The organism is Paraburkholderia silvatlantica, from assembly GCF_003096715.1.
Classification (GTDB): domain Bacteria; phylum Pseudomonadota; class Gammaproteobacteria; order Burkholderiales; family Burkholderiaceae; genus Paraburkholderia; species Paraburkholderia silvatlantica.
Genome location: NZ_QEOL01000021.1, coordinates 145,599 through 169,909, shown reverse-complemented (window position 1 = coordinate 169,909; position 24,311 = coordinate 145,599). Strand labels below are relative to the sequence as shown.

Here is a 24,311-nt window from a genome sequence, read left to right as displayed (position 1 = left end):
CGCGCTGCCGTCCGACTTGCATGTGTAAGGCATGCCGCCAGCGTTCAATCTGAGCCAGGATCAAACTCTTCAGTTCAATGCCTGTTACTGTTTTCTGTCTCTCTCGAGACAGGTCGCTCACTCAAAGCTGACAGGTTTCAGAATAAATTCAAAAACCTGACTTACTTTAGTGTGAGACTCTTGATACCTTCGCTGCTCCCGGCCCCGCCCCGAAGAACGAAACCAGGCCGCCACCGCATCAAGCGCCCACACTTATCGGCTGTAAATTTTTAAAGAGCATTCGCGAAACCCGCCGGAGAACTGCGTTACCACCATCACCCGGCGTTTTCTGCGTTGCTGCGTCAGCAGCAGAGAAACGAGATTATGAAGACTGTCCGGCGATCTGTCAACAGGTTTTTTTACTTCGCTTAACCTGCCGCTGAACTTCGAATCACCCGCAGACCCAGTCGCCACAAGGCTTTCGCCCGGGCTTCCCGTCTCCCCGCGCCTTCACCGAAAGCGCGAAAGACCGGAATTCTAGTCACGCAGATGACATCTTGCAAGCGGTTTTTTGACGGGCCAGCAAAGTGGGGCGGAGCACGGGCTCGCCCGCTCCACACAGCAGTCACCATAGAGCTTCCGGCCGATGCCTCCCGGCTCCACAGCAACGACGATCCCGCATCGCGCACGGGCCCATCCGGCGCACCCCTGCTGCCCAATCCGATGGCGCGCCCGGAACCGACTAGAATATGGGGTTCTCTGCACCCAACTCATAGATTTATGCGCTCGCGAATCGCCAAACGCCTTCCTCCTGACGCCGACAAGCTCGTCGGCCTGTCGCTCGCCCTGTTCGCCTCGGGCAGCCGCACCGAAGACCGCTTCTGGGAGGCAAAGCTCGACACGCTGCTAACGAAGGTCGTGCGCAACGGCAATCAGACTACGCTCGACGCCGCGCTCGATCATCTGCAGCAGAATCATCCGGACGCCTACGGCGCGCTCGCCGACATGGCGGAGACGCACAGCGAGTCCTTCATCGTCGAGCACGACGGCGCACAATACGAGGCGCTGCTCGTCGCCGCGCCAGTGCTGGCCTGGACGCGCTATGTCATCCCTTCGGGCCCGCTGAAGGCCGACGGGGCAGACGCCCTGCGCACCCATCTTCAGGCCCACGTGCTGGCGAACGGCACGCGTGTGGCGATGGCCCCTTATCTCTACAGCATCGACCAGTTGCCGCGCCACCATGTTGAAACCTGGCGCCTCGCACAACAGCTTACGCAGGCGGCGCTGAGCGGCGCGCCGGCGAAAATCAGCGCAGGCGAACTGCCGGAAACGTCGCCGATCCTCGCCGATCCGCGTTTCCTGCTCGCCGTCGTCGCAGCGCCCGTTGGCGCCCCGCTCTTCCGCTGGCAGGAAGAGGAGCATGGCTCGCGCATCGAGCGCGGTCAGTGCCTGGAACAATGGGCCACCCAGGGCGGCGCCAACCTTGCCGTCGTCATGCCGGGCTGCGAGTTCGAATGCCTGCTGCCGGACGCCTACTACTCCGCGTGCCGCGATGCTGACGAGCGCGTGCGCCCGCACACGATCCGCACCGCCGTGCGCTATCTGCTCGACACGATCGGCGCGGACGCTCAGGACTTGCGCGCGGTCGTCGCCGGCTTCGGCGAGCGCCGTATCGACGAATATCGCATCGGCTTCACGAAGCGCGGCAGCAATGACGTGCTGTATGGCGTGGTCTGGCCGCTCTATGGACGCGAGAACGGCGACGCCGACATCGACGAGGAACCGACCGAAGAGAGTGTCAGCAGCGGCCCACTCGAAGAGATCGTTGCGCTGCTGAAGGAATCGGGTATCACCGACATCCGTCGTCACGCTGGCCGCTTCGAGCCGGAATATTGCGATGACTGCGGCGTGCCGCTCTATGCGGATCCGCTCGGCGAGATCGTCCACGCCGAGATGCCAGAAGATGCTGAGCCCGTACAGCCACACTTCCACTAGGACAACGCCCAGATTCCTACCCGGTCCCGCCTGTGTGCGGGACTTTTTTTTGCCCTATGTCTTATGCCCTTTGGACAGGCCGCCAGCGCGCAGCCTTTTTGTCATCATGGTGCCGCTGGTCTGGTTCAACGCCGCTCAGAAGCGGCACGCGTTTCACAACATTTCGAGAGGCCGTCAACGAGAGGAGGGCATATCCATGCGGTTCGTTGTACTCAATCCGGACGCCGAAAGGCGCGAAGGGCTCAAGGCGCTGTTAAGACAAATCGACCGTCGCGCACGCTTCAACGATGCGCCGGACTGGCGCAGCGCTGAGCGCGCCTTGCAACGTTTCACCCCCAACCTCATTGTGATCGACTGGCACGACGGCATCCGCGCCGGCGAACTGCGCCACTTCGTCATGCGGCACCGCAGCCTGCCCGTCGCCATACTGGTTGACAGCGCCGAGACGCCCACTTCCGTACGCGCGCTCCTCAACGAAGGCGCCCGCGGCATCATCCGGCGCACAACGGACTCCATCCTGATCGTAAAGTTTCTGGAGCTCATCATGCTCGGCGGCGATCATCTGCCGGCCGACGTGCTCGGTCCGTGCACGCCGTGGCCCCTGCCGCCCCGGCGCGACGCCAAGGCCGCCGCACAGGCTCGCAAGGTACGCCCGAAGGTCGACCTGTCACCACGACAGGAGCAGATCCTGCGCTGCGTCCATATGGGCAATACAAACAAGATGATCGCGAGAGCGCTTGGCATCAGCGAGGGCACGGTGAAAGTCCATCTGACAAGCATCTTTCAGCAGCTCGGCGCGCCCAATCGCGCGGCGGCCGTCGCGATCTACAACGGATTGCTCGCGAACCATCTGCAGGTGCTGCGCGCGCAATGCGAGCGGGCGACGAAGCCGAGGCACGGCGAGCACGGCCCGGTGCCATTGCGCGCACGCGACGGTCTGACGCATCGCTATCCGTTGCTGTCAGGCGACAGTGCGGCCCCGCTGTCCATCGCCGCGGAGCCGGTAACGCCTTATGGCGACACCGTCGCGGCGCAGCAGATACGCCCCGTCGAAGTCGGCGAGGCCAGCGGGAGCGTGGACGAGGAAGCCCTGGTGCTCGCCCGCGCACACGGCTTGCCTTCCAACGAGTAATATGAAGCACATGGGGTTCCTATTTACGCCGCTTCCGCTCTGGGTTGCAATCGGTGCCTGGGTTGTCACCGTGGGGCTGCTCGCGCTCGCGCTGTGGAAGAACCCCTTCAAGCGTCTGCAGGACGCGACGCTCCAGCACGTGTGGCTTGCGATCGTCGTCGCGATCTCCGTGCTGTGGGCAAGCAACGCGTGGCTCGAAGACGGCACCGTGCTGCACCTGCTCGGCGCCACGCTCGTGGTCACGCTATTCGACTGGGGGCTCGCGCTCGTCGCCATGGGCGTCGTCGTCGGGCTCGCTGCACTTGTCTTCGACGCCCCCTGGGAAGGCGTCGCCCTGACCTTCCTGATATTCGGCGCCTTCCCTGTCGCGATTTCGGCGCTGCTGCAGCGCGCCTGCACCGCGTGGCTGCCGCGCAACCTCTTCATGTTCATCGTCGGCCAGGGTTTCGTGTCGCCGGCCATCGCGGTTTCTGCAGCGGCCTATCTCGCACTCGGCACCCATGTCGCGCTCAACGGCGGATCGGCGATCACCGTGCCCGCAGGTTATGCATTCAGCGTATTTCTGCTCGCTTCGGGCGAAGCCTGGTTCACCGGCATGGCAACGGCGCTGATCGCCGTCTACCGGCCGGCCTGGGTCACCACCTACGACGTGCGTCGCTATCGCCTGGGCGGCCCGCGAACCTGAGCGCTGCCTCTCATACGCCACACACGCCACACACGCCACACCGCCAGCAACGTGACGACGGGCGCGACGACACGTCGCGAGCGGCCTTCGGCCCACACGCAGCAGCGCTTGCGCCGATTCCAGCGCTCAGGCAGAAGAAAATAATTGTTTCCGGATTGAACTCGACCCGGCTGTGCAGCATCTTACGGTGCCTGACGTCTTACCCCTCATCCTTAGCAAGCAGATGGACCGCAACCATGCATCCCGCCGGCTGTTGTTCGTAGCCGGTCAACTGGCGGCGTGCGCCGCGAGCCTCATGCTCATCGCCGCGCCAGCCGCGCAGGCAGATCAACTCGATCAACACAACACTCTCGTCAATCAGTTCGTCACCCAGATGCACGCGGACCCGCTGGTTGCGGACTGCGCGGCGCATGGCGACTTCGTCGCAAGCACGTCTGCGGCGCTCGATCACGTCGAATTCCCGCCCAGTTCGTTCGACAGCGCGCACGCGAGCGTGACGCCCTGGAACGATTCGTTCGACGAAGGCAAGCAGCGCGTGAAGGTCGATACGATCGTGACAGTCGACGGCATCGGCATTCCCAAAGAGAGCGGCAACTCGCCCTACGATCTGAAGTTTCGCTGCGGCTATGTCGGGCAGCAGATGCTCGCGTTCAGCTGGAACGATCCGGTCCCGCCGGCGCGCGCACGCAGCGAGCGCGGCACGGCGTCGAGCGGCGCACATGGAAAGGGCAAGCATTCGACCAGGAAAGCCACGGGCAAGGGCTCGAAGCAAGCGCCCGCGAGCAAGTCGAGCCACAAGTCGTCGACAAGCAGCACGAAGTCGTCCGGCAAATCGACGACGACGAAATCCACTGCGAAGAAAACGACTTCAAAGAAGAAGACAACGGCCAACTGAACCCGTCGGTGTCCCGATGAAAAAGGGGGAAACGGCCAGACCGTTTCCCCCTTTTTCATGTCCGCATGGCGAAGGCGCGTGTTACGCAAACGCCTCCACGTGATGCAGGATGGCCTGCAGCATCGCAGCCCCGAGCGCGGCGCTACGCTCGCCGTTCCAGCCTACGCGTTCGTCGGGCAGATTGGCGTTGTCCTTGAACGGCATCTCGAGCGTGAGCGACAGGCAGCCATAGCGATGGCCGATGTACTTTGACGCGAGCTTGAGCGCGTCTTCGCGGTAGCGGCTCGCCTCGTAGCCGTGCTGATCCTGGAAGTCGGGGCTCGCCACCTTGAACGCCTCGATGAACGCCTTCTGTTCCGTGCGTTGCTGATCGGTGAAGCCCGGCAGCATTTCCGAGCCCGCCACGAACACATAGGGCAGCGTCTCGTCGCCGTGGATGTCGAAGAAGAGATCGACGCCCGTGGCTTCGATCGCATCGCGCACGACCAGCACTTCGGGGCTGCGCTGCGCGTCAGGCCCCATCCACTCGCGGTTCAGGTTCGCGCCCACGGCGTTGGTGCGCAAATTCCCGTGCACGCTGCCGTCCGGATTCATGTTCGGCACGATATGGAACACGGCGCGGTCGTACAGCTTGCGCGCGACCGGATCGCCCGCCCAGTCGCCCCAACCGGCGAGCCGCTTGACCAATCCTTCGACGAACCACTCGGCCATGCTCTCGCCCGGATGCTGGCGCGCGATGATCCAGACTGTCTTCCTGGGCTTGCCGTCAGGCGCAGTGTCGCCCGGCATGCCGAGCGAGAGCAGCGACATGGGCCGGCCTTCCACGCTTTGCCCGAGTTCCGTGAGCGTGGCGTGCGGCAGTTGCTGAAGCGCGCCAAGGAACTCGGAGTGACGCTCTTCGCTATACGGCTCGAAGTACGCGTAATAGATGCTGTCGAAGTCGGGCGTGTGGTCGATGACGAGTTCCTTCCCGTCATAGGAGGTCGGCACGCGGAACCAGTTCACGCGATCGTAGCTCGCCGCGGCCTGGTAGTCGCGCCAGCCCTCGGGAAATGCGCAGGCCGACGCGTTCTCGAACGTCATCACGCAACGCTCGCCGCGCACGCCCGAGATGCGGAAGTAGAACCATTGCGCGAATTCGGACTGGTTGTCCGCTCGCACGCGCAGACGGACGTCGTCGGCGCGCTCGCACGACAGAACCTCGATCGCGCCCGCATCGAACTGGCTGGAGATGGCAATCGTCATAGTGTTTTCCTTCCCGCTTGCTTGTTCACTTATTCGGCGATGCGCCGACGAAATACATAGGTCGAATCGTTCGATGCATCCGCATCGAATGCGTAGCCTTCCACGTCGAACGCCTTGAGCGCCTCGGGCCCGGCAACGCGGTTCTCGACGGCATAACGCGCCATCAACCCGCGCGCGCGCTTCGCGTGGAAGCTGATGATCTTGTAGCGCCCGCCCTTCCAGTCTTCGAATACCGGCGTGATCACGGGCGCGGCGAGCTTCTTCGGCTTCACGGCCTTGAAGTACTCGTTCGACGCGCAGTTCACCACCACGCGCGCACCCTTCGCCGCTTTCGCATGGTTGTGCTCGATCTGCGCATTGATCGCGTGCGTGATGCGCTCGCCCCAAAACGCATAGAGATCCTTGCCGCGCGCATTTTCGAAACGCGTGCCCATTTCGAGGCGATAAGGCTGCAGCAGGTCGAGCGGACGCAGCAGGCCATATAGCCCGGAGAGCACACGCACATGCTGTTGCGCAAAGTCGAGATCCGCCGACGAGAGCGACTTCGCGTCGAAGCCTTCGTAGACATCGCCGTTGAACGCGAGCACGGCCTGCTTCGCGTTGGCCTGGCTGAACTGCTTCGACCAGTCGGCATAGCGCTGGAAATTCAGGCGCGCGAGCGGGTCGGAAATGCTCATGAGCGAACCGATCTGCTGCGGCGAGAGGCGGCGCAGGCCCGCGATCAGTTCGGCTGCGTCGTCGACGAAATCGGGGATGGTGTGGGTTTCGATGTGCGCCGGCGTGTCATAGTCGAGCGATTTGGCCGGCGACAGAACGATTATCATAGAGGCTTGCAGGCACGATGTGCCGATGTTCAAAGGCGAAAGCCCGATTGTAGCGAATTCACGAATGACCGGCCTCACGCCCCCAACCGCAGCATCCCTCTCGCCCGCCGCCGCTCGCGCGCTCCCCGTCGTTCTCGACTCGAACGTCTGGCTCGATATCCTCGTGTTCGACGACCCGCACACGCGCCCCATTCGCGTGGCGCTCGAGCGCGGCGCGATCCAGGCGCTGATCGACGCACGCTGCCAGGCCGAGTTGGCCCACGTGCTCGACTATCCCCAGTTCGCTGGCCGCGGCGTCGCGAAAGCCCACGCGCTCGCCGCGCACGCTGGGCTCGTCGAACTGATCGAGCTGCCCGAGCTTGCCTGCGGCGCGCGGCCCCTGCCCCAATGCCGCGACCGCGACGACCAGAAGTTCCTGGAACTGGCGCGCGCAAGCGGCGCACAGTGGCTCGTCTCGAAGGACCGCGCGGTGCTCAAGCTCGCGAAGCGCGTGGCGCGCGACTTCGGCTTTCGCATCGCGACGCCCGATGCCTTCGTCGCCGAATGTGTGCAAAACGCCGCCCAAGCAACGCGGGCCTGATGTCCTTGCGTCACGGCGCTCGCGCCCAGCCTGGCAACCGCATCCGCGCCGATTTGCCTACAATCAACCTTTCCCGTCCCAACGTCCGACTTCCGCCCGCGACATGAACGCACCGCATCCCACGCAGAATTCGCAGGACACCCTGCTCACGCCCTCTTTTCCGTCGCGTCTGCCGAACGTCGGCACGACGATCTTCACCGTGATGAGCGCGCTCGCCGCCGAAAAGGGTGCGGTCAACCTGGGCCAGGGCTTTCCCGACTTCGATTGCGACGCGCGCATCGTCGACGCAGTCGCACAAGCCATGCGCGAGGGCCACAACCAGTACCCGCCGATGGCCGGCATCGCCGCGCTGCGCGAGGCGATCGCAGACAAGATCGAGCACGTCTACGGCCGCCGCTACGACGCCAATAGCGAGATCACGGTGACGGCCGGGGCCACGCAGGCGCTCCTCACGGCGATTCTCGCGACCGTGCACGCGGGCGACGAAGTGATCGTGGTCGAGCCGACCTACGACAGCTATTTGCCGTCGATCGAACTGGCGGGCGGCAAGCCTGTGTTCGTGACGCTCGAAGCGCCCGACTACGCGATCCCGTTCGACCGCCTCGCCGCGGCCATCACACCGAAAACGCGCCTCATCCTCGTCAACACGCCGCACAACCCCACGGGTACGGTGTGGCGCGCCGAGGACATGCAAAAGCTCGAGGAGATCGTGCGCGGCACCAACGTGCTGATCCTCTCCGACGAGGTCTACGAGCACATGGTCTACGACGGCCAACCGCACGAGAGCGTGGCGCGCTATCCGGAACTGGCCGCGCGCAGTTTCATCGTGTCGAGCTTCGGCAAGACCTACCACGTGACGGGCTGGAAGGTGGGCTATGTCGCCGCGCCCGCGCCGCTCACGGCCGAGTTCCGCAAGGTGCACCAGTTCAACGTGTTCACCGTGAACACGCCGATGCAGTTCGGCCTCGCGCACTATCTGCGCGATCCGAAGCCTTATCTGGAATTGCCCGCGTTCTACCAGAAGAAGCGCGACTTCTTCCGCGCAGGACTCGCCAACACGCGCTTCAAGCTGCTGCCGTGCGAAGGCACCTACTTCCAGTGCGTGGACTATTCGGCGATCAGCGATCTGCCTGAAGCGGAATTTTCGAAGTGGCTCACAAGCGAGATCGGCGTAGCCGCCATTCCGGTGTCGGCGTTCTATCACGAGGCGCACGAATCGGGCGTCGTCCGCTTTTGCTTTGCCAAGCAGGAAAGCACGCTCGCGACCGCGCTCGAGCGGCTCGCGCGCCTCTGACGTCGTGCGCGCGCGATGAATCCGCGAACGGCAGTGCGTTCCCGATCATCGCGCGCGAAACTGTGCAAAACGCCGCAGCGCTTACGCGTTCGCCTCGATATACGCCTTGCGGTCGGCGTTGACGCGCTGGGCCGTCGGGCGTTCACCGATCAGCTTGATATACGGCTTCCAGTCGATGCCCACTTCGGCAAGAAAATCGCTGCCGTAGACCGCCTGCGTCGCGCGCCCCACGAGCGGCAGGCTCACGAACGCCGCCGCATCGGCCACGCCGAACTGCGCGCCCGCCACGTAAGGCCCGAACTTCGCGATCCGACTGAAGGCTGCCACGTAGCGGCGCAGCCGCTTTTCCATGGCCGCCTTGACCTCGTCGGTCGCCTTGCCGCCGAAGAACGCTTCGCCGTAAAGCTCGCGCGCGTTCAACTCCAGATGCGTTTCGATGAAGACGATGAGCTCGCGCTCCTTCGCTGCCTGCCACGGATCCGCCGCGAAAATGCGCTTCTCCGGAAAGCGCGCCGCCAGATACTCGACGATCACTTCCGATTCGCACAAAGCGCCCTGCTCCGTTTCGATGAAAGGCACCTTGCCGCCCGGCGACTGCGCGAGCAGCGCCGCTTCGAGCGGCAGCCTGTTCGGCACCTCCTCGAACGCGATGCCGTGCTCGAGCAGCAGAAGCTTGACCTTGTTGTAGTAATTCGAAAGCGCGAAACCGTGCAGCTTGATCATCCTCGTTGCCTCCTTGAGAGCGGCAGCCCCCTTATCGGAACCGCCGAACCGTTTTCGTAGAATTGAACGGTCGTGCTATTCTAGGCCAATCATGGAGCCAGGTTTCCAATGACTTCAACATCATTTCAACATTGAGACAATCGGCATAGCCGGCACCGGCGGGATGGGCCGCGGTATCGCCCAGACTGCCGCGCAGGCTGGCCTCGCGGTGCGCGGCTCGGCCTTTCGCTGACGCAAACCGACACCGCAGACATCAACGCATCGAACGAGGCACCGCAATGAGCGCCGAACTCCGCAGCACCCGCCCGCAAGGCCACGAATCGACACTCGTCCTCACGCTGTCGAACCCCGGCGCACGCAACGCGCTGCATCCCGACATGTACGCCGCCGCCGTCGAAGCCTTCGACACTGCCGAGCGCGACCCGTCGTTGCGCGCGATCGTTCTCACGGGCGCCGACAACTTCTTCTGCGCGGGCGGCAACCTCAACCGCCTACTCGAAAACCGCGCGAAGGACCCTTCGGTGCAGGCCGCCAGCATCGATATGCTCGCCACCTGGGTCACCGCGATGCGCCAGTCGAGCAAGCCGATCATCGCGGCCGTGGAAGGCGCGGCCGCCGGCGCGGGCTTCTCGCTCGCGCTCGCCGCCGACCTGCTCGTCGCCGCCGACGATGCGAAGTTCGTCATGGCCTATTCGCGCGTGGGTCTGACGCCCGACGGCGGCGGCTCGTGGTTCCTCGCGCGCTCGCTGCCGCGCTCGCTCGCGTTCGAGCTGATGGTGGAAGGCAAGCCGATCGGCGCGGCGCGTCTCGCGGAACTGGGTGTCGTGAACCGGCTCGCGAAGCCGCAAACGGCGCTCGATACGGCGCTTGCCTGGGCCGACGAACTCGCGAAGATCTCGCCGAATTCGGTCGCGCGCATCAAGGGTTTGACGAACGTCGCGGACACGCAACCGCTCGAAGCCCAGCTCACGGCGGAGCGCGACAGTTTCGTCGCGTCGCTGCACCACCGCGACGGCCTCGAAGGCATTACCGCATTCCTCGAAAAACGCGCCCCTGTCTACAAGTAACGCCGCACGAGCACGGCGCCCCACAGGAGAATCAGGAGAAGGGAGACGAATATGGCGCAAGCCACCCCGGATGGAGACACGCAAAACAACGCGCAAACGCGCCCCGACTACTCGGCGTTCGAAGGCACGCGCCCGGTGGCCGAGCGCCAGCGCTTCGACACCGAGGCGCTGAGCGCCTGGCTCACCGCGCGCGTGGAGGGCTTCAAAGGCCCGCTCGCGATCGAGCAGTTCGCCGGCGGACAGTCGAACCCGACGTTCAAGCTCATCACGCCCGGCCGCACTTACGTGATGCGCGCCAAGCCCGGCCCCAAGTCGAAACTGCTGCCCTCCGCACACGCGATCGAGCGCGAATACCGCGTGATGGACGCGCTCGCCGCAACCGACGTCCCGGTCGCAACGATGCTCGCGCTCTGCGACGACGAAGCGGTGATCGGCCGCGCGTTTTACGTGATGGAATTCGTCGAGGGGCGCGTGCTCTGGGACCCGTCGCTGCCCGGCATGACGCGCGAGCAACGCGGCGCGATCTACGACGAGATGAACCGTGTGATCGCCGCGCTCCACAACGTGAAGCCCGACGCCGTGGGCCTCGCCGACTACGGCAAGCCAGGCAGTTATTTCGCACGCCAGATCGATCGCTGGAGCCGCCAGTATCAGGCTTCGGAAACGGAGCGCATCGACGCCATGCATCGCCTGATCGAATGGCTGCCGCAGCACATGCCCGACGATGCGGGCTCACGCGTATCGGTCGTGCATGGCGACTACCGCCTCGACAACCTGATCTTTCACCCGAGCGAGCCGCGCGTGCTGGCCGTGCTCGACTGGGAGCTCTCCACGCTCGGCGACCCGCTCGCCGACTTCTCGTATCACTGCATGGCCTGGCACGTCGAACCCGCACAGTTTCGCGGCATCGCCGGGCTCGACTGGCAGGCGCTCGGCATTCCCGGCGAGGCGCAGTACGTCGCGCGCTATTGCGAGCGCACCGGCCTCGAGATTCGCGGCGACTGGAACTTCTATCTTGCGTACAACATGTTCCGGATCGCGGCGATCCTGCAGGGCATCATGAAGCGCGTGGTGGACGGCACCGCCGCGAGCGCACAGGCAGTCGACGCAGGCCGTCGCGCGAAGCCCATGGCGGAGCTCGCCTGGCGCTACGCGCAGAAGGTGCGCTGAAACGCGTTCGGGAACGACTCACTTTTCACTTTCACTGCATCGCATTGCGAGGTCACCGATGAACTTCGATTACTCCCCGAAAGTGCAGGCGCTGCGCGAGAAACTGCTCGCATTCTTCGACGAACACATTTACCCGAACGAAGCTGTCTTCCACGAGGAAGTCGAGCGCAATCGCGCGAATGGCAACGCGTGGGTCCCCACGGAGATCGTCGAGCAGTTGAAGGAGAAGGCGCGCGCGGCCGGGCTGTGGAACCTGTTCTTGCCCGCATCCGAACGCGGCGCGGGCCTGACGAACCTCGAATACGCGCCGCTGTGCGAAATCATGGGCCGCGTGCACTGGGCGCCCGAAGTGTTCAACTGCAGCGCGCCCGACACCGGCAACATGGAAACCATCGAGCGCTACGGCAGCGAGGCGCACAAGCAGCAATGGCTCACGCCGCTGCTGGCAGGCCAGATCCGCTCCGCCTTCCTGATGACCGAGCCCGATGTGGCCTCGTCGGACGCAACGAACATCCAGACGCGCATCGAGCGCGACGGCGGCGACTACGTGATCAACGGCACGAAGTGGTGGTCGTCGGGCGCGGGCGACCCGCGCTGCGCGATCTACATCCTGATGGGCAAGACCGACCCCGATGCGCCGCGCCATGCTCAGCAGTCGATGATCCTCGTGCCCTCGGATACGGCCGGGATCACCGTGCGCCGCCCGCTCACGGTGTTCGGCTACGACGACGCGCCGCACGGCCATATGGAGATCACGCTCGAAAACGTGCGCGTGCCCGCTTCGAACATTTTGCTCGGCGAGGGCCGCGGGTTCGAGATCGCGCAAGGGCGGCTCGGGCCGGGCCGCATTCACCACTGCATGCGTCTCATTGGCCTCGCGGAACGCGCGCTCGAATTCATGGCGAAGCGCGCCCTCTCGCGCGTGGCGTTCGGCAAGGCGCTCGCCCAGCAAACCGTCACGCAGGAGCGCATTGCCGAAGCGCGCTGCATGATCGAACAGGCCCGCCTGCTCACGCTCAAGACCGCGTACATGATGGACACGGTCGGCAACAAGGGGGCGCGCGGCGAAATCGCCATGATCAAGGTGGTGGCGCCGAACATGGCCTGCCAGGTGATCGACTGGGCCATGCAGGTGCACGGCGCGGCGGGCGTGAGCGGCGACTTCCCGCTGGCGTACTCGTACGCTTCGGCGCGCACGCTGCGCTTCGCGGACGGCCCCGACGAAGTGCACCGCAACGCCATCGCCAAGCTCGAACTCGCGCGTTATATGGACGCGGGCGCCGCGTCGCGCGTGGAGATGCCGGTCACGCGCTCGTAGGTCCGCGTAAGCCCACAAGCGCAGCAGGGGCGCTCTTGCGCCCTCTGCGAGCGACGCCGATCTATGCTAATTTGCGCCAGATCGGGCGTCGCGCAAAGACTATCCAGACTTTCGCGGCGCCCTCTTTCATGGTGCCAAGGAGCCGCGATGATCGACGTCTACAGCTGGGCCACGCCGAACGGTCACAAAGTCCATATCATGCTCGAGGAAACCGGCCTCGAATACCGGGTGCATCCGGTCGATATCGGTGCGGGCGACCAGTTCAAGCCCGAATTCCTCGCCATCAGCCCGAACAACAAGATTCCCGCCATTACCGACTCTGAGGGCCCGCGCCGTGCCGACGGCCAGCCGTTCTCGCTGTTCGAATCGGGCGCGATCCTGATCTATCTCGCGGCGAAAACCGGCCGTTTCATGCCAGAGGACCTCGCGGCGCGCTACGACGTGCTGCAATGGGTGATGTTCCAGATGGGCGGCCTCGGCCCCATGCTCGGCCAGGCGCACCACTTCCGCATCTACGCGCCCGAGAAGATCGAGTATGCGGTCAACCGCTACACGAACGAAGCGAAGCGGCTCTACAACGTGATGGAAACGCAGTTGGAAAAGACCGGGTATCTGGCCGGCGACGAGTACACCATCGCGGATATCGCGGCCTTCCCGTGGACGCGCTCCTGGCAAAACCAGGGCATCGATCTCGATTCGCTGCCCAACGTGAAACGCTGGCACGAAACGATCGCCGCGCGGCCGGCGGTCAAGCGCGGCGTGGAGGTGCTCGCCAATGTGCGCAAGCCGCTCATGGACGACAAGGCGAAAGAGATGTTGTTCGGCGCGACGCAGTACGCGAGGCACTAACTCGCCGCGCTGAAGCCCGCGCGAAACCAAAGGGGCCAAAGGGGCGCCTGCCTTGCAGCGGGGCGCCCCTTTTCGTTGAGCACGCAACAACTTTAGAAATAATGCCGCGTGATGAATTCGGCTATGCAAGCGGGCCGCTCGCTGCCCTCGCGCTCGATGCTCACATCCCACACGACCTGCACGCCGCCGCCTTCCACGTCGCCCACTTCTTTCACGGCGATACGCGCGCGCACCTTCGCGCCCACGGGCACCGGCTGCGTGAAGCGCACGCGGTTGAGCCCGTAGTTCACGCCCATGCGCTGACGCATGTGCAGCGTTGTCCCGAGCAGCACGGGAATCAGCGAAAGCGTGAGAAAGCCGTGCGCAATCGGGCCGCCGAACGGCGACTCGCGGCGCGCACGTTCGGTGTCGATGTGGATCCACTGGTGGTCGCCCGTGGCGTCGGCAAAGCCGTGCACGTCCGCCTCGCTCACCTCGCGCCAGCCGCTCACGAGCGGCCCCGCGCCGATCAGCGCGCGCAACGCCGCCGCGTCGGCAATCTGCATGACGTCGCCCTCACTCACGATGCGCTCCCTGGATGGCGAAGGCCGAAGAGCGCCTTCGAACGCACGACCACGATCAGTTCGCCGTGCTGGTTGTGCCCTTCCCACTGCGTCTCGACGATGCCGCGATCGGGCCTGCTCGCCGACACGCGCTTGCTCACGACCGTGTTTGTCATCGTGAGCGTATCGCCCACGCGCGTGGGCTTGAGCCAGCGGATCTCGTCGACGCCGGGCGAGCCCATCGAGGTCGAGTCCTTGAGAAAGTTGCGTACCAGCATGCCCATCATGACGGAGCAGGTATGCCAGCCGCTCGCGACGAGTCCGCCGAACATCGACGCCTCGCCGCCCGCCTCGCTCATGTGAAACGGCTGCGGATCGAACTGCTCCGCAAAATGCACCACTTCGTCGCGCTTGAACGTGTGGGAACCGATCACATAGCGCTTGCCCACTTCGAGATCTTCGTAACTCACGCCCATCCGTATTCTCCGCCGATGTTGCCCTGGTGTTGCCCTGGTGTTGCCCTGCTGTTCCCTTGTTGTTGCCTGCTGCCGCCCGTTACGCGGCCTGCGAGAAACCGGGCAGCGAAGCGAAGCGTTCGAGGTGGTGATCGACATCGCCGAGCGTCGTTTCGATGATCGCCAGACGCTTGAACAGATGCGCGGCCGCCACTTCGTTGGTGACGCCCATGCCGCCGTGCAGCTGCACGGCCTGCTGGCCGATGAAACGCGCCGCCTGTCCCACGCGCACCTTCGCTGCCGAGATCGCGCGGCGCCGCGCTTCGGCCGACTCGCTACTGTAACGCGCGGCGGCGAGGTAAGTCAGCGAGCGGGCCTGCTCGGCGTGGATCAGCATCTCTGCCATGCGGTGCTGCAGCGCCTGGAAGCGCGCGATCGGCACACCGAACTGCTGACGCGTCTTCGTGTATTCGACCGTGGCGTGGTTGAGCGCGTCCATGGCGCCCACGGCTTGCGCGCACAACAGGAACGTCGCGTAGTCGGCAATCTTCTCCCACGTCGCCGCACCGGCGTGCGCGTCGCCAAGACGGCGCGCGTGCGCCTCCTTGAAGGTCAGCGTCGCAGCGCGCTGGCCATCGATCGTGCGGTAATCGCTCACCTCGACACCCTTCGCATCGCGCGCGACGACGAAGAGCGCGACTTCGCCCGCGAAGCGCGCCGGCACGATCCAGTAGCCCGCCTGGGCGCCGTGCTGCACGACCGATTTCGTGCCGGTGAGCGCAAAGCCGTCGCCCGTTTCCTTCGCCTGCGTTTCCAGCGAAAACAGATCGTAGCGCGACTGCGGCTCGTGGAACGCGGCAGCGAGCTTGATCTCGCCCGAGGCCACGCGTTCGAGCAGCGCCGCGTTTTCCGGTTCGGCCGCACCGCCCGCGAGCTTGAGCGCCTCGACGCCTACCGCGGTCGACCAGTACGGCTCGACCACCAGCGCGCGTCCCAGCTCCTGCATGACGACGAGCATGTCGAATGGCGCGCCGTCGAAGCCGCCTTGCTCCGCCGGCACCGGCAGCGCAGTCAGTCCCAGTTCGACGAAAGCGCTCCAGTGCTGATCCGAGACGCCAGCGGGTGTCTTCACGATCGCCTGGCGCGCTTCGAAACCGTAGTTCTTGTCGAGATAGCGACGCAGCGCGTCGGCGAGTTGCTGTTGTTCTGCGGTGAAATTGAAGTTCATTGCGCCGCTCCTCAAATCCCCAGAATCATCTGCGAGATGATGTTCTTCTGAATTTCGTTCGACCCGCCGTAGATCGACGTCTTGCGATAGTTGAAGTAGTACGCCGCGAGCGGAGCCGCGTCGTCGTCACCGCCTGCCGCGTGGTCGTGCTCGCCATCGAGGAAGGCCGGATCGAACGGCGCCGCGAGCGGACCGACCGCGTCGACCATCAGCTCGGTCAGCGCCTGCTGGATCTCCGTACCCTTGATCTTGAGCATCGACGCTTCGGGACCGGGGCCGCGCCCGTTGGACGCGCTCGCGATCACGCGCTCGGCGGTCACCTCGAGCGCCATGAGTTCGATTTCCACGGCCGCCACGCGTGCCGCGAAGACGGGATCTTCGAGCAGCGGCCTGCCATGCTTCTTCTGCCTGAGCGCGACGCCCTTGAGGAAGGCGAGTTCGCGGTTCGACGCGCCCACGCGCGCGATGCCCGTGCGCTCGTGGCCGAGCAGATACTTCGCGTAAGTCCAGCCACGGTTCTCGTCGCCGACGAGATTTTCGACCGGCACCTTCACGTCTTCGAAAAATACTTCGTTAACCTCATGGTCTTCATCGAGCGTGATGATCGGACGTACGGTGATGCCGGGCGTCTTCATGTCGATGAGGAGAAACGAGATACCTTCCTGCTTCTTGGCCGCGGGATCGGTGCGCACAAGGCAGAACATCATGTCGGCGTGCTGGCCGAGTGTGGTCCAGGTCTTCTGGCCGTTCACGACGTAGTGATCGCCGTCCCGAACTGCACGCGTGCGCAACGACGCGAGGTCGGATCCCGAACCCGGTTCGGAGTAGCCCTGGCACCACCAGTCTTCACCGGAAAGAATGCGCGGAAGATAGCGGCGCTTTTGCGCCTCGTTGCCGTACTTCATGAGCACGGGCGCGACCATCGACACGCCGAACGGCAGGACCGGCGGCGCGCCGATGCGGCCGCACTCGGCGTCCCAGATGTGGCGCTGCGCTTCGGTCCAGCCCGGGCCGCCCCACTCCGCGGGCCACGCAGGCGCTGACCAGCCCTTCTTGCCCAGCAGCTTGTGCCAGTTGGCGATGTCGTCGCGCGAGAGGCGTTTGTGGTTGAGAACCTTGTCGCGCATTGCTTGAGGCAGATTGGCCTCGAGCCAGGCGCGGATTTCGGCGCGAAATGCGTCGTCGGCGGGGGTGTAGTCCAGATCCATGCGCTATGTCTCCTGGCCGCGGCCGGTGCGGAGCGTTCCCCGCGCCGCGGCAAAGACCCGCATGGCGTTACTGCAGCGGACCCTTCAACGCGGCCGGAACCGGCAGCGGCATCACGTCGATGCCTTCTTCGACGAGAGCTTGCGCATCGTCCGCAGAAGCGACTCCACGGATATTGCGCGACGGCGCTTCGTTGTAGTGAATGCGCCGCGCCTCCTCGGCGAAACGGTCGCCTACGTTCTCCGTCTTTTCGAGGACCTCGCGGATTACACGCATCGCATGAGCTTGCCACTGGGCCGCCTGCTCGTGCAGCGACGCTTTCGGCGTCTCGCTCGCGCCGGACAGGTTCAAGCGGGGCGCGGACGGCAAGCGGGTCACATGGGTGGCGCCGCACATCGGACATTCGACCAGTTTGCGAGACAGTTGCGACTCGAAGTCGTCAACCGATGCGAACCAGCCTTCAAACCGATGGCCGTCTGGACACTGTAAATCGAGGACCTTCATGGGGAATCGAGGCTTGCAATGAGTTTAACGCAAATCGTAAATTTGTGAACGACCGTTCGAAAAAATTCCTGCGGTCAGCCACCGGGGACTTTCCCGGGGGTTCGATTGTAGCGCCGCACGGGCGGGCGCGCTGAAGGTGCTTGCGCGTGTGTCAAGCGACAACGGCGGCCACGAAGGCCGCCGTTGATCCGGGCGTTCGATGCACCGGGAAGCGTGTCAGCCCTGCTCTGCCTTCGCGAGCGGCCACGCGCCCGACAGCGCCTTTTCGAGCCAGAACGTGCCGATGATCGTCTTCACGTCGGTGATCTTGCCCGTGCGCACCCATTCGAGCAGTTCGGGAACCGTCGCCGTGAAGGTTTCGAGAAATTCGCCGTCGTCGAGTTGCGCCGCGCCTGCGGTCAGGCCGCGCGCGAGATAGATGTCGATGAATTCGGTCGAGTACGAGATCACAGGATGGATCTGCGCGAGATAAACGTACTCGCGCGCCGTATAGCCCGTCTCCTCCTTCAATTCGCGAATCGCGCAGGCGAGCGCGCCTTCTTGCGGATCGAGCTTGCCTGCCGGGAATTCCGTCATCACGCGCGAGAGCGGATAGCGGTACTGGCGCTCCATCAGCACGCGGCCGTCGTCGAACAGCGGGATCACCATCACCGCGCCGGGATGCTGAACGAACTCGCGCGTGGCGTGCTTGCCATCCGGCAAGGCGACCGTGTCGCGCTTGAGCGTAAGGAAATTGCCCGCGTAGAGCGTCGTGCTTTCCACACACGTCTCGGCGAGCGCCGGGTCGTGTCGATGATGTTCAGCCATAGTCAGCCTCGTGGGTGCTCGGAAAAATCGGGAAGCCGCGGGCGCGCCGCAGGTAGTGGGATCGCACGGCGCGTGCCGGCCGCAGGCCGGCGACGCGCGTCACGCCGGGCGGCGTTTGACGAGATATTGCCAGGTGAAGCCGGGGAACGCGAACACGACAAAAAGGCTGAAGGTGATCGCGTAGAACTGCCAGCCCTGGTCAAAGCGGTTGCCGGCGCGCGCCTCCAGCAGGAAGCCGAACGCACCGACCACAAAATACAGCACGATCATTTCAGCGATGCGAATCCACGCGCTCTTCTTCGGTGCGCGAAGCGGCACGACGCCGAACAATCGCTGGTTGAGGAACGGCAGGTTGGCGCCCGCAAGCGCCAACAGCACGATGAACCAGCCCGCTGCCGACATTAGAGCGGCAGCGTATGCGTGACAGCCTGCAGGCAGATCGACATCAGCGGGCCAGGAATGATGCCCAGCACGAGCACCGCCACGCCGTTGAGCGTGAGCAGCGCGCGGTTGCATGCGTGGCTCTCGATCGGTGCGTCGTCCTGCGGTGCGTCGAAGTACATCAGCTTGACGATACGCAGGTAGTAGAACGCGCCGAACAGCGACGTGATCACGGCGAGCACGGCAAGCCACGTGAGGCCTGCGTTCATGGTCGCTTCGAGCACGGCGAGCTTCGCGTAGAAGCCGACGGTCGGCGGAATGCCCGCGAGCGAGAACATCATGAGCATCATGACGAACGCGAACACTGGATTGCGCTGGTTCAGGCCCTTGAAGTCGTCGATCGTTTCCGCTTCGAAATCGCGGCGGGACAGCAGCATGACGATGCCGAACGCACCGAGCGTCGTGATCAGATAGACGATGCTGTAGAACATGGCCGAGCTGTATGCGCTGGCCGCGCCCGTCGCCTTGTTGTCGACGATGCCGGCGAGCAGGCCGAGCAGTACGAAGCCCATGTTCGAAATGGCCGAGTACGCGAGCATGCGCTTGATGTTGCGCTGGACGATACCGGTGATGTTGCCGACGATCATCGAGAGTGCCGCGAGAATGATCAGCATCTCCTGCCAGTCCACTGCCAGCGGCAGCAGGCCCATGACGAGGAAGCGCACCGCCCACGCGAACGCCGCGACCTTCGGGCCGCCGCCGGTAAGCAGCGTCATGGCCGTTGGCGCGCCTTGATAGACGTCGGGCACCCACATGTGGAACGGCACCGCGCCCATCTTGAACGCCACGCCGGCGACGATGAACACCACGCCGAACAGCAGGACGATATCGTTGATGTGGCCCGAAGCCACCGCCTTGAACACTTCGTTCAGCTCGAGCGAGCCGGTCGCGCCGTACAGCATCGAAATACCATAGAGCAGGAAGCCCGAAGCGAGCGCACCCAGCACGTAGTACTTCATGGCCGCTTCGTTCGACTGCGTCGCGTTACGACGCAGCGCGATCACCGCGTAGAGCGAGAGCGACATCAGCTCGAGGCCGAGGTACAGCGTGAGGAAGTTGTTGCCCGAGATCATCGTGATCTGGCCGAGCAGCGAAAACAGGCCAAGCAGGAAGAACTCGCCCCGGAACATGTCGCGGTCTTCGAGATACTTGCGCGAGTACACGATCGACACGGCGTAGCCGAGCGTGACCACTGCCTTCATGGCGCTCGCGAACGGATCGACCACGTACATGCGCGTGAAGTAGTAGTACACGTGCGGATCGAACGCGTCCACCGCGAACCAGATACCGGCTATGACCGCGGTCAGCAGCGCAATGAAGTAGGTCGTGCGCCGGCCTTCAGGACCGGTGAACGTGTCGTTGAGCCACGCGACGACGAGGCCGGTCATCACCAGGCCGTCGGGCAGCAGAGCGTACATAGGGGCGTTTGGCATGATCTTTTGTTCCTCCGCTCGGGTATTACTGTGACAGCGGCAGTTTCGACACTGCGACGTGGGAGAGGAGGTTTTCCACGGAAACGTGCATCACATCGGTAAAGGGCTTCGGGTAGACGCCCATGAAAAGCGTAAACAGCGCGAGCACCCCAAGAATGAAATATTCGCGACAGTTGATGTCCTTCAGCTCGCGAACGTGGTCGTTCGCGACGGCGCCGAAGTACACCCGCTTGTACATCCACAACGTATAGGCCGCGCCCAGGATCAGCGTGAACGCCGCCCCGAATGCGATCCAGAAGTTGTACTTCACGGCGGCCAGAATCACCATGAATTCGCCGACGAATCCAGAGGTGCCCGGCAGACCGCAGTTGGCCATCGCGAACAGCATGACCAGGGCCGCGAACTTCGGCATGGTGTTGACCACACCGCCGTAGTCCGCGATATCGCGTGTGTGCATGCGGTCATACAGCACGCCGATGCACAGGAACATGGCGCCCGAGACGAAGCCGTGCGAGATCATCTGGATGATCCCGCCTTCCATCGCGAGCTGGCTCGACGGGCCGAACATAAAGAAGCCGAGCGTGACGAAGCCCATGTGGGCGATCGACGAGTACGCGACCAGCTTCTTCATGTCCGCCTGCACCATCGCCACGAGGCCGATGTAGATCACGGCGATCAGGGACAGCGTGATGATGACCGGCGCCAGGTAGTGACTCGCGTCCGGCGTGACCGGCAGCGAGAAGCGCAGGAAACCGTACGCGCCGAGCTTGAGCATGATCGCGGCCAGCACGACCGAGCCGCCCGTGGGCGCTTCGACGTGCGCGTCCGGCAACCACGTGTGGACCGGCCACATCGGCACCTTGACGGCGAACGCGAAGAAGAACGCGATGAACAGCAGGATCTGCGGCGTCATGGCGATCTTTGCGGCCTGCCAGGAGGCGAGGTCGAAGGTCCCGGTAATGCGGTACAGATACAGCAACGCGACCAGCATGAGCAGCGAGCCGGCCAGCGTATAGAGAAAGAACTTGAACGCCGCGTACACGCGGTTCGGACCGCCCCACACGCCGATGATGATGTACATCGGAATGAGCGTGGCTTCGAAGAACACGTAGAACAGCAGACCGTCGGCGGCGCAGAAAACGCCGATCATGATGCCCGACAGGATGAGGAACGACGCGTAATACTGCGCGACGTTCTTCGTGATGACCTGCCAGCCCGCGATCACGACGATCACGGTGATGAGCGCCGTCAGCACGACGAACCACATCGCAATGCCGTCGACGCCCAGGTGATACGCAATATTGAACCGCTCGATCCAGACCGACTTCTCCTCGAACTGCAGGGAAGCCGTGCTCGTATCGAAGCCCGCAACGAGCGGAAGGGTGACGAGGAAACTAAGCACCGAACCGATGAGTGCGAGCCAGCGGTCCGCACTCGGGTTCCGACGGGAACCCACTACAAGAACGACGATGCCGAATACGATCGGCATCCATATCGCAATACTGAGAATCGGAGTTGCGTGCATGCGTTTCCTCGCCTTATTTGCCGCTGAGCGTTACAAACAGGGTAAGGAGGCCAAGCATGCCAATGATCATGGCAAATGCGTAGTGGTAGATATAGCCGGATTGCAGGAAACGAATGACAGTTGCAAACCAGCCGATAAACTTGGCGCTCCCGTTTACGACGCCGTCGATCACGACGACATCGCCCTCCTTCCACAGACCGCGACCGATCGCGACTGCTCCGCGAGCGAAGACGATTTCGTTGATCTTGTCGAGGTAATACGCGTTTGCCAGCAGCTTGTAGACCGGCGAGAAAGTGCGCGACACGACGGCCGGCAGTTCCGGGCGCTTCATGTAGAAGAACCACGCCACCACCACACCCGCGAGTGCGAGCCACACCGGCAGACCCGAGAACGCATGCGCGCCCATCGCGGCCCAGCCCTGGAATTCCTTGCCCATCTCCACGAGCGCTTCGTGGTTCTCGCCAACGAAGATGACGTTCTGGAACGCCACGCCATGCGAGAAGAAGTCACCGAAGAGCAGCGGCTGGATCGCGAACGCACCGGCGATCACCGAGGGAATGGCGAGCAGAACGAGCGGCACCCAGATGACCCACGGCGACTCGTGCGGCACGTGCACGTGGTGTTCGCCGTGACCGTGGCCATGATCGCCGTGGCCGCCATGAGCAGCATTGGCGGCTTCGATCGCCATCGGCGACTCGGGGTGCTTCGGACCGCGGAAGCGCTCTTCGCCGTGGAACACGAGGAAGTACATGCGGAACGAGTACAGCGCGGTGACGAACACGCTGGCAACCACCGCGAAGTACGCGAAGCCCGAACCCGGCAGATGCGAGAGCTTCACGGCGTCGATGATCGAATCCTTCGAGTAGAAGCCCGAGAAAAACGGCGTGCCGATCAGCGCGAGCGAACCGATGAGCGAGGTGATCCACGTGATGGGCATGTACTTGCGCAGGCCGCCCATGTTGCGCATGTCCTGATCGTGGTGCATGCCGATGATGACCGAACCCGCGCCGAGGAACAGCAGCGCCTTGAAGAACGCATGCGTCATCAGGTGGAAGATCGCGACCGGGTAAGCCGAGACGCCGAGCGCCACGGTCATGTAGCCGAGCTGTGAGAGCGTGGAGTAAGCCACCACGCGCTTGATGTCGTTCTGGACCACGCCGAGGAAGCCCATGAACAGCGCGGTAATGGCGCCGATCACGACGATGAACGAAAGCGCAGCTTCCGAAAGTTCGAACAGCGGCGACATGCGCGCGACCATGAAGATACCGGCCGTCACCATGGTTGCCGCGTGAATCAGCGCGGAGATCGGCGTCGGGCCTTCCATCGAGTCGGGCAGCCACACGTGCAGCGGGAACTGCGCCGACTTGCCCATCGCGCCGATGAAGAGGCAAATACACGCAACGGTGAGCAGGTTCCACGAGGTGCCCGGGAACGTCAGCGCGGCGATTTCATGACCCTTCGCGAAGATGTCGTTGTAGTTCAGCGAGCCCCCGAACGCGAGCAACAGGCCAATACCGAGCAGGAAGCCGAAGTCGCCCACGCGGTTCACGAGGAACGCCTTCATGTTCGCGTAGATGGCGCTTTCACGCTTGAAATAGAAGCCGATCAGCAGGTACGAGACGAGACCCACCGCTTCCCAGCCGAAGAACAGCTGCAGGAAGTTGTTGCTCATCACGAGCATCAGCATCGAGAACGTGAAGAGCGCGATGTACGAGAAGAAGCGCTGGTAGCCCTCTTCTTCCGCCATGTAGCCGATCGTGTAGATGTGCACCATCAGGGACACGAAGGTCACGACGACCATCATGAGCGCAGTCAACGAGTCGATGAGGAAGCCGACTTCGAACTTCAGGCTGCCGACCGACATCCATTCGTAGACAGTCGCGTTGAAGCTCGCGCCGCTCATCACGTCGAAGAGCGTGATGCACGAAAGCACGAACGCAATCGCGACGCCGAGAATGGTCACCGTATGCGCGCCCGCGCGCCCGACCGTTTTGCCAAAGAGACCGGCAATGAGAGAACCGGCGAGAGGAGCCAGCGGAATCGCCAGCAGCAGAGTTTCGTTGAGAGTCGTTGCCATAAAGTCAGCCTGCCTTAGCCTTTGAGCTGATCGAGATCCTCGACATTGATCGTGTCGAGGCTGCGGAACAGGGTCACAAGAATAGCCAGACCAATTGCAGCTTCCGCCGCCGCAACTGTAAGCACGAAGAACACGAAAATCTGTCCGTGAACGTCACCGAGGTAATGCGAGAACGCGACAAAGTTCGTGTTCACCGCTAACAGCATCAGCTCAATCGCCATCAGGATGATGATGACGTTGCGCCGATTCAAAAAGATTCCGACGATCGAGATCGCAAACAGGATCGCGCCGAGGACGAGGTAATGGGCCAGTGTCAGCATGGTTCGCTCCTTCGCGC

At 63.7% G+C, this 24,311-nt stretch carries 24 protein-coding genes and 1 rRNA gene; 10 read left to right on the top strand and 15 right to left on the bottom strand.

Features of this window, described 5'->3' with window-relative positions; genetic code table 11:
- Positions 1-76: ribosomal RNA gene (locus C7411_RS25635) — 16S ribosomal RNA — on the bottom strand; the annotation flags it as partial.
- Positions 77-759: 683 nt separating this feature from the next.
- Here C7411_RS25635 and C7411_RS25625 point away from each other — a divergent pair.
- The 4 genes from C7411_RS25625 to C7411_RS25610 all read left to right on the top strand — a co-directional run bounded on the left by C7411_RS25625 (position 760) and on the right by C7411_RS25610 (position 4,686).
- Positions 760-1,974 carry a DUF2863 family protein gene (locus C7411_RS25625; protein WP_110386811.1) on the top strand — a complete coding sequence of 405 codons (1,215 nt, stop codon included), beginning with the start codon at positions 760-762 and terminating at the stop codon, positions 1,972-1,974.
- 196 nt (positions 1,975-2,170) lie between these two features.
- Positions 2,171-3,106 (top strand): LuxR family transcriptional regulator, encoded by a 936-nt coding sequence (locus C7411_RS25620; protein ID WP_110386810.1) that lies wholly within the window; start codon positions 2,171-2,173, stop codon positions 3,104-3,106.
- 10 nt (positions 3,107-3,116) lie between these two features.
- Positions 3,117-3,791: an energy-coupling factor ABC transporter permease gene (locus tag C7411_RS25615; protein ID WP_110386827.1), complete on the top strand. Its 675-nt coding sequence runs from the start codon at positions 3,117-3,119 to the stop codon at positions 3,789-3,791.
- 223 nt (positions 3,792-4,014) lie between these two features.
- Positions 4,015-4,686, top strand: a complete 672-nt coding sequence (locus C7411_RS25610) for a BspC domain-containing protein (protein ID WP_110386809.1) — start codon at positions 4,015-4,017, stop codon at positions 4,684-4,686.
- Positions 4,687-4,767: 81 nt separating this feature from the next.
- Here C7411_RS25610 and C7411_RS25605 read toward each other — a convergent pair whose 3' ends face one another.
- Complete coding sequence (locus tag C7411_RS25605) at positions 4,768-5,931, bottom strand: M14 family metallopeptidase (protein ID WP_110386808.1); 1,164 nt, start codon at positions 5,929-5,931, stop codon at positions 4,768-4,770.
- Positions 5,932-5,960: 29 nt separating this feature from the next.
- Positions 5,961-6,755, bottom strand: coding sequence for a peroxide stress protein YaaA (yaaA, locus tag C7411_RS25600; RefSeq protein WP_110386807.1), 795 nt, complete (start codon positions 6,753-6,755; stop codon positions 5,961-5,963).
- 64 nt (positions 6,756-6,819) lie between these two features.
- Here yaaA and C7411_RS25595 point away from each other — a divergent pair, with 64 nt between their 5' ends.
- The gene (locus C7411_RS25595) at positions 6,820-7,335 is read left to right on the top strand and encodes a putative toxin-antitoxin system toxin component, PIN family (RefSeq protein WP_110386806.1); all 516 of its coding nucleotides are present in this window, start codon (positions 6,820-6,822) and stop codon (positions 7,333-7,335) included.
- A 103-nt stretch (positions 7,336-7,438) separates the two neighbouring features.
- The gene (locus C7411_RS25590) at positions 7,439-8,629 is read left to right on the top strand and encodes a pyridoxal phosphate-dependent aminotransferase (RefSeq protein ID WP_110386805.1); all 1,191 of its coding nucleotides are present in this window, start codon (positions 7,439-7,441) and stop codon (positions 8,627-8,629) included.
- A gap of 81 nt (positions 8,630-8,710) precedes the next feature.
- Here C7411_RS25590 and C7411_RS25585 read toward each other — a convergent pair whose 3' ends face one another.
- Entirely contained in the window at positions 8,711-9,352 is a 642-nt protein-coding gene (locus tag C7411_RS25585; protein WP_110386804.1) for a glutathione S-transferase family protein, read from the bottom strand.
- Positions 9,353-9,630: 278 nt separating this feature from the next.
- Here C7411_RS25585 and C7411_RS25580 point away from each other — a divergent pair, with 278 nt between their 5' ends.
- From C7411_RS25580 to C7411_RS25565, 4 genes are all read left to right on the top strand, one after another.
- Entirely contained in the window at positions 9,631-10,419 is a 789-nt protein-coding gene (locus tag C7411_RS25580; RefSeq protein WP_110386803.1) for an oxepin-CoA hydrolase, alternative type, read from the top strand.
- 51 nt (positions 10,420-10,470) lie between these two features.
- A complete protein-coding gene (locus C7411_RS25575) occupies positions 10,471-11,589 on the top strand; it encodes a phosphotransferase (protein ID WP_110386802.1) in 1,119 nt (372 codons plus the stop codon).
- Between the two features lie 58 nt (positions 11,590-11,647).
- On the top strand, positions 11,648-12,907 hold the full coding sequence (locus C7411_RS25570) for an acyl-CoA dehydrogenase (RefSeq protein ID WP_110386801.1): 1,260 nt from the start codon (positions 11,648-11,650) through the stop codon (positions 12,905-12,907).
- A 147-nt stretch (positions 12,908-13,054) separates the two neighbouring features.
- A complete protein-coding gene (locus tag C7411_RS25565) occupies positions 13,055-13,756 on the top strand; it encodes a glutathione binding-like protein (RefSeq protein WP_110386800.1) in 702 nt (233 codons plus the stop codon).
- Positions 13,757-13,848: 92 nt separating this feature from the next.
- Here C7411_RS25565 and C7411_RS25560 read toward each other — a convergent pair whose 3' ends face one another.
- From C7411_RS25560 to nuoK, 11 genes are all read right to left on the bottom strand, one after another.
- Complete coding sequence (locus tag C7411_RS25560) at positions 13,849-14,301, bottom strand: MaoC family dehydratase (protein ID WP_110386826.1); 453 nt, start codon at positions 14,299-14,301, stop codon at positions 13,849-13,851.
- Between the two features lie 14 nt (positions 14,302-14,315).
- The gene (locus tag C7411_RS25555) at positions 14,316-14,774 is read right to left on the bottom strand and encodes a MaoC family dehydratase (protein ID WP_110386799.1); all 459 of its coding nucleotides are present in this window, start codon (positions 14,772-14,774) and stop codon (positions 14,316-14,318) included.
- A gap of 79 nt (positions 14,775-14,853) precedes the next feature.
- Positions 14,854-15,981, bottom strand: coding sequence for an acyl-CoA dehydrogenase family protein (locus C7411_RS25550; protein WP_110386798.1), 1,128 nt, complete (start codon positions 15,979-15,981; stop codon positions 14,854-14,856).
- A gap of 11 nt (positions 15,982-15,992) precedes the next feature.
- The gene (locus tag C7411_RS25545) at positions 15,993-17,189 is read right to left on the bottom strand and encodes an acyl-CoA dehydrogenase family protein (protein WP_110386797.1); all 1,197 of its coding nucleotides are present in this window, start codon (positions 17,187-17,189) and stop codon (positions 15,993-15,995) included.
- Between the two features lie 67 nt (positions 17,190-17,256).
- Positions 17,257-17,691 (bottom strand): DUF1178 family protein, encoded by a 435-nt coding sequence (locus tag C7411_RS25540; protein WP_110386796.1) that lies wholly within the window; start codon positions 17,689-17,691, stop codon positions 17,257-17,259.
- A gap of 216 nt (positions 17,692-17,907) precedes the next feature.
- The gene (locus C7411_RS25535) at positions 17,908-18,498 is read right to left on the bottom strand and encodes an NUDIX domain-containing protein (protein ID WP_110386795.1); all 591 of its coding nucleotides are present in this window, start codon (positions 18,496-18,498) and stop codon (positions 17,908-17,910) included.
- 99 nt (positions 18,499-18,597) lie between these two features.
- A complete protein-coding gene (locus C7411_RS25530) occupies positions 18,598-18,900 on the bottom strand; it encodes a DUF2818 family protein (protein WP_042271725.1) in 303 nt (100 codons plus the stop codon).
- Positions 18,900-20,372: an NADH-quinone oxidoreductase subunit NuoN gene (gene nuoN, locus C7411_RS25525; protein WP_110386794.1), complete on the bottom strand. Its 1,473-nt coding sequence runs from the start codon at positions 20,370-20,372 to the stop codon at positions 18,900-18,902. The genes C7411_RS25530 and nuoN overlap by 1 nt, the downstream gene beginning before the upstream one ends.
- 25 nt (positions 20,373-20,397) lie before the next feature.
- Positions 20,398-21,897: an NADH-quinone oxidoreductase subunit M gene (locus C7411_RS25520; protein ID WP_110386793.1), complete on the bottom strand. Its 1,500-nt coding sequence runs from the start codon at positions 21,895-21,897 to the stop codon at positions 20,398-20,400.
- Between the two features lie 13 nt (positions 21,898-21,910).
- Complete coding sequence (gene nuoL, locus C7411_RS25515) at positions 21,911-23,974, bottom strand: NADH-quinone oxidoreductase subunit L (RefSeq protein ID WP_110386792.1); 2,064 nt, start codon at positions 23,972-23,974, stop codon at positions 21,911-21,913.
- A 14-nt stretch (positions 23,975-23,988) separates the two neighbouring features.
- Positions 23,989-24,294 carry an NADH-quinone oxidoreductase subunit NuoK gene (gene nuoK / locus C7411_RS25510; protein ID WP_006052894.1) on the bottom strand — a complete coding sequence of 102 codons (306 nt, stop codon included), beginning with the start codon at positions 24,292-24,294 and terminating at the stop codon, positions 23,989-23,991.
- Between the last annotated feature and the right edge of the window lie 17 nt (positions 24,295-24,311).

Excerpts from the sequence above, each read along its gene's own strand:
- C7411_RS25625 (WP_110386811.1), top strand. The coding sequence starts at position 760 with ATGCGCTCGCGAATCGCCAAACGCCTTCCTCCTGACGCCGACAAGCTC.
- C7411_RS25620 (WP_110386810.1), top strand. The coding sequence starts at position 2,171 with ATGCGGTTCGTTGTACTCAATCCGGACGCCGAAAGGCGCGAAGGGCTC.
- C7411_RS25615 (WP_110386827.1), top strand. The coding sequence starts at position 3,117 with ATGGGGTTCCTATTTACGCCGCTTCCGCTCTGGGTTGCAATCGGTGCC.
- C7411_RS25610 (WP_110386809.1), top strand. The coding sequence starts at position 4,015 with ATGGACCGCAACCATGCATCCCGCCGGCTGTTGTTCGTAGCCGGTCAA.
- C7411_RS25605 (WP_110386808.1), bottom strand. The coding sequence starts at position 5,931 with ATGACGATTGCCATCTCCAGCCAGTTCGATGCGGGCGCGATCGAGGTT.
- yaaA (WP_110386807.1), bottom strand. The coding sequence starts at position 6,755 with ATGATAATCGTTCTGTCGCCGGCCAAATCGCTCGACTATGACACGCCG.
- C7411_RS25595 (WP_110386806.1), top strand. The coding sequence starts at position 6,820 with ATGACCGGCCTCACGCCCCCAACCGCAGCATCCCTCTCGCCCGCCGCC.
- C7411_RS25590 (WP_110386805.1), top strand. The coding sequence starts at position 7,439 with ATGAACGCACCGCATCCCACGCAGAATTCGCAGGACACCCTGCTCACG.
- C7411_RS25585 (WP_110386804.1), bottom strand. The coding sequence starts at position 9,352 with ATGATCAAGCTGCACGGTTTCGCGCTTTCGAATTACTACAACAAGGTC.
- C7411_RS25580 (WP_110386803.1), top strand. The coding sequence starts at position 9,631 with ATGAGCGCCGAACTCCGCAGCACCCGCCCGCAAGGCCACGAATCGACA.
- C7411_RS25575 (WP_110386802.1), top strand. The coding sequence starts at position 10,471 with ATGGCGCAAGCCACCCCGGATGGAGACACGCAAAACAACGCGCAAACG.
- C7411_RS25570 (WP_110386801.1), top strand. The coding sequence starts at position 11,648 with ATGAACTTCGATTACTCCCCGAAAGTGCAGGCGCTGCGCGAGAAACTG.
- C7411_RS25565 (WP_110386800.1), top strand. The coding sequence starts at position 13,055 with ATGATCGACGTCTACAGCTGGGCCACGCCGAACGGTCACAAAGTCCAT.
- C7411_RS25560 (WP_110386826.1), bottom strand. The coding sequence starts at position 14,301 with ATGCAGATTGCCGACGCGGCGGCGTTGCGCGCGCTGATCGGCGCGGGG.
- C7411_RS25555 (WP_110386799.1), bottom strand. The coding sequence starts at position 14,774 with ATGGGCGTGAGTTACGAAGATCTCGAAGTGGGCAAGCGCTATGTGATC.
- C7411_RS25550 (WP_110386798.1), bottom strand. The coding sequence starts at position 15,981 with ATGAACTTCAATTTCACCGCAGAACAACAGCAACTCGCCGACGCGCTG.
- C7411_RS25545 (WP_110386797.1), bottom strand. The coding sequence starts at position 17,189 with ATGGATCTGGACTACACCCCCGCCGACGACGCATTTCGCGCCGAAATC.
- C7411_RS25540 (WP_110386796.1), bottom strand. The coding sequence starts at position 17,691 with ATGAAGGTCCTCGATTTACAGTGTCCAGACGGCCATCGGTTTGAAGGC.
- C7411_RS25535 (WP_110386795.1), bottom strand. The coding sequence starts at position 18,498 with ATGGCTGAACATCATCGACACGACCCGGCGCTCGCCGAGACGTGTGTG.
- C7411_RS25530 (WP_042271725.1), bottom strand. The coding sequence starts at position 18,900 with ATGTCGGCAGCGGGCTGGTTCATCGTGCTGTTGGCGCTTGCGGGCGCC.
- nuoN (WP_110386794.1), bottom strand. The coding sequence starts at position 20,372 with ATGCCAAACGCCCCTATGTACGCTCTGCTGCCCGACGGCCTGGTGATG.
- C7411_RS25520 (WP_110386793.1), bottom strand. The coding sequence starts at position 21,897 with ATGCACGCAACTCCGATTCTCAGTATTGCGATATGGATGCCGATCGTA.
- nuoL (WP_110386792.1), bottom strand. The coding sequence starts at position 23,974 with ATGGCAACGACTCTCAACGAAACTCTGCTGCTGGCGATTCCGCTGGCT.
- nuoK (WP_006052894.1), bottom strand. The coding sequence starts at position 24,294 with ATGCTGACACTGGCCCATTACCTCGTCCTCGGCGCGATCCTGTTTGCG.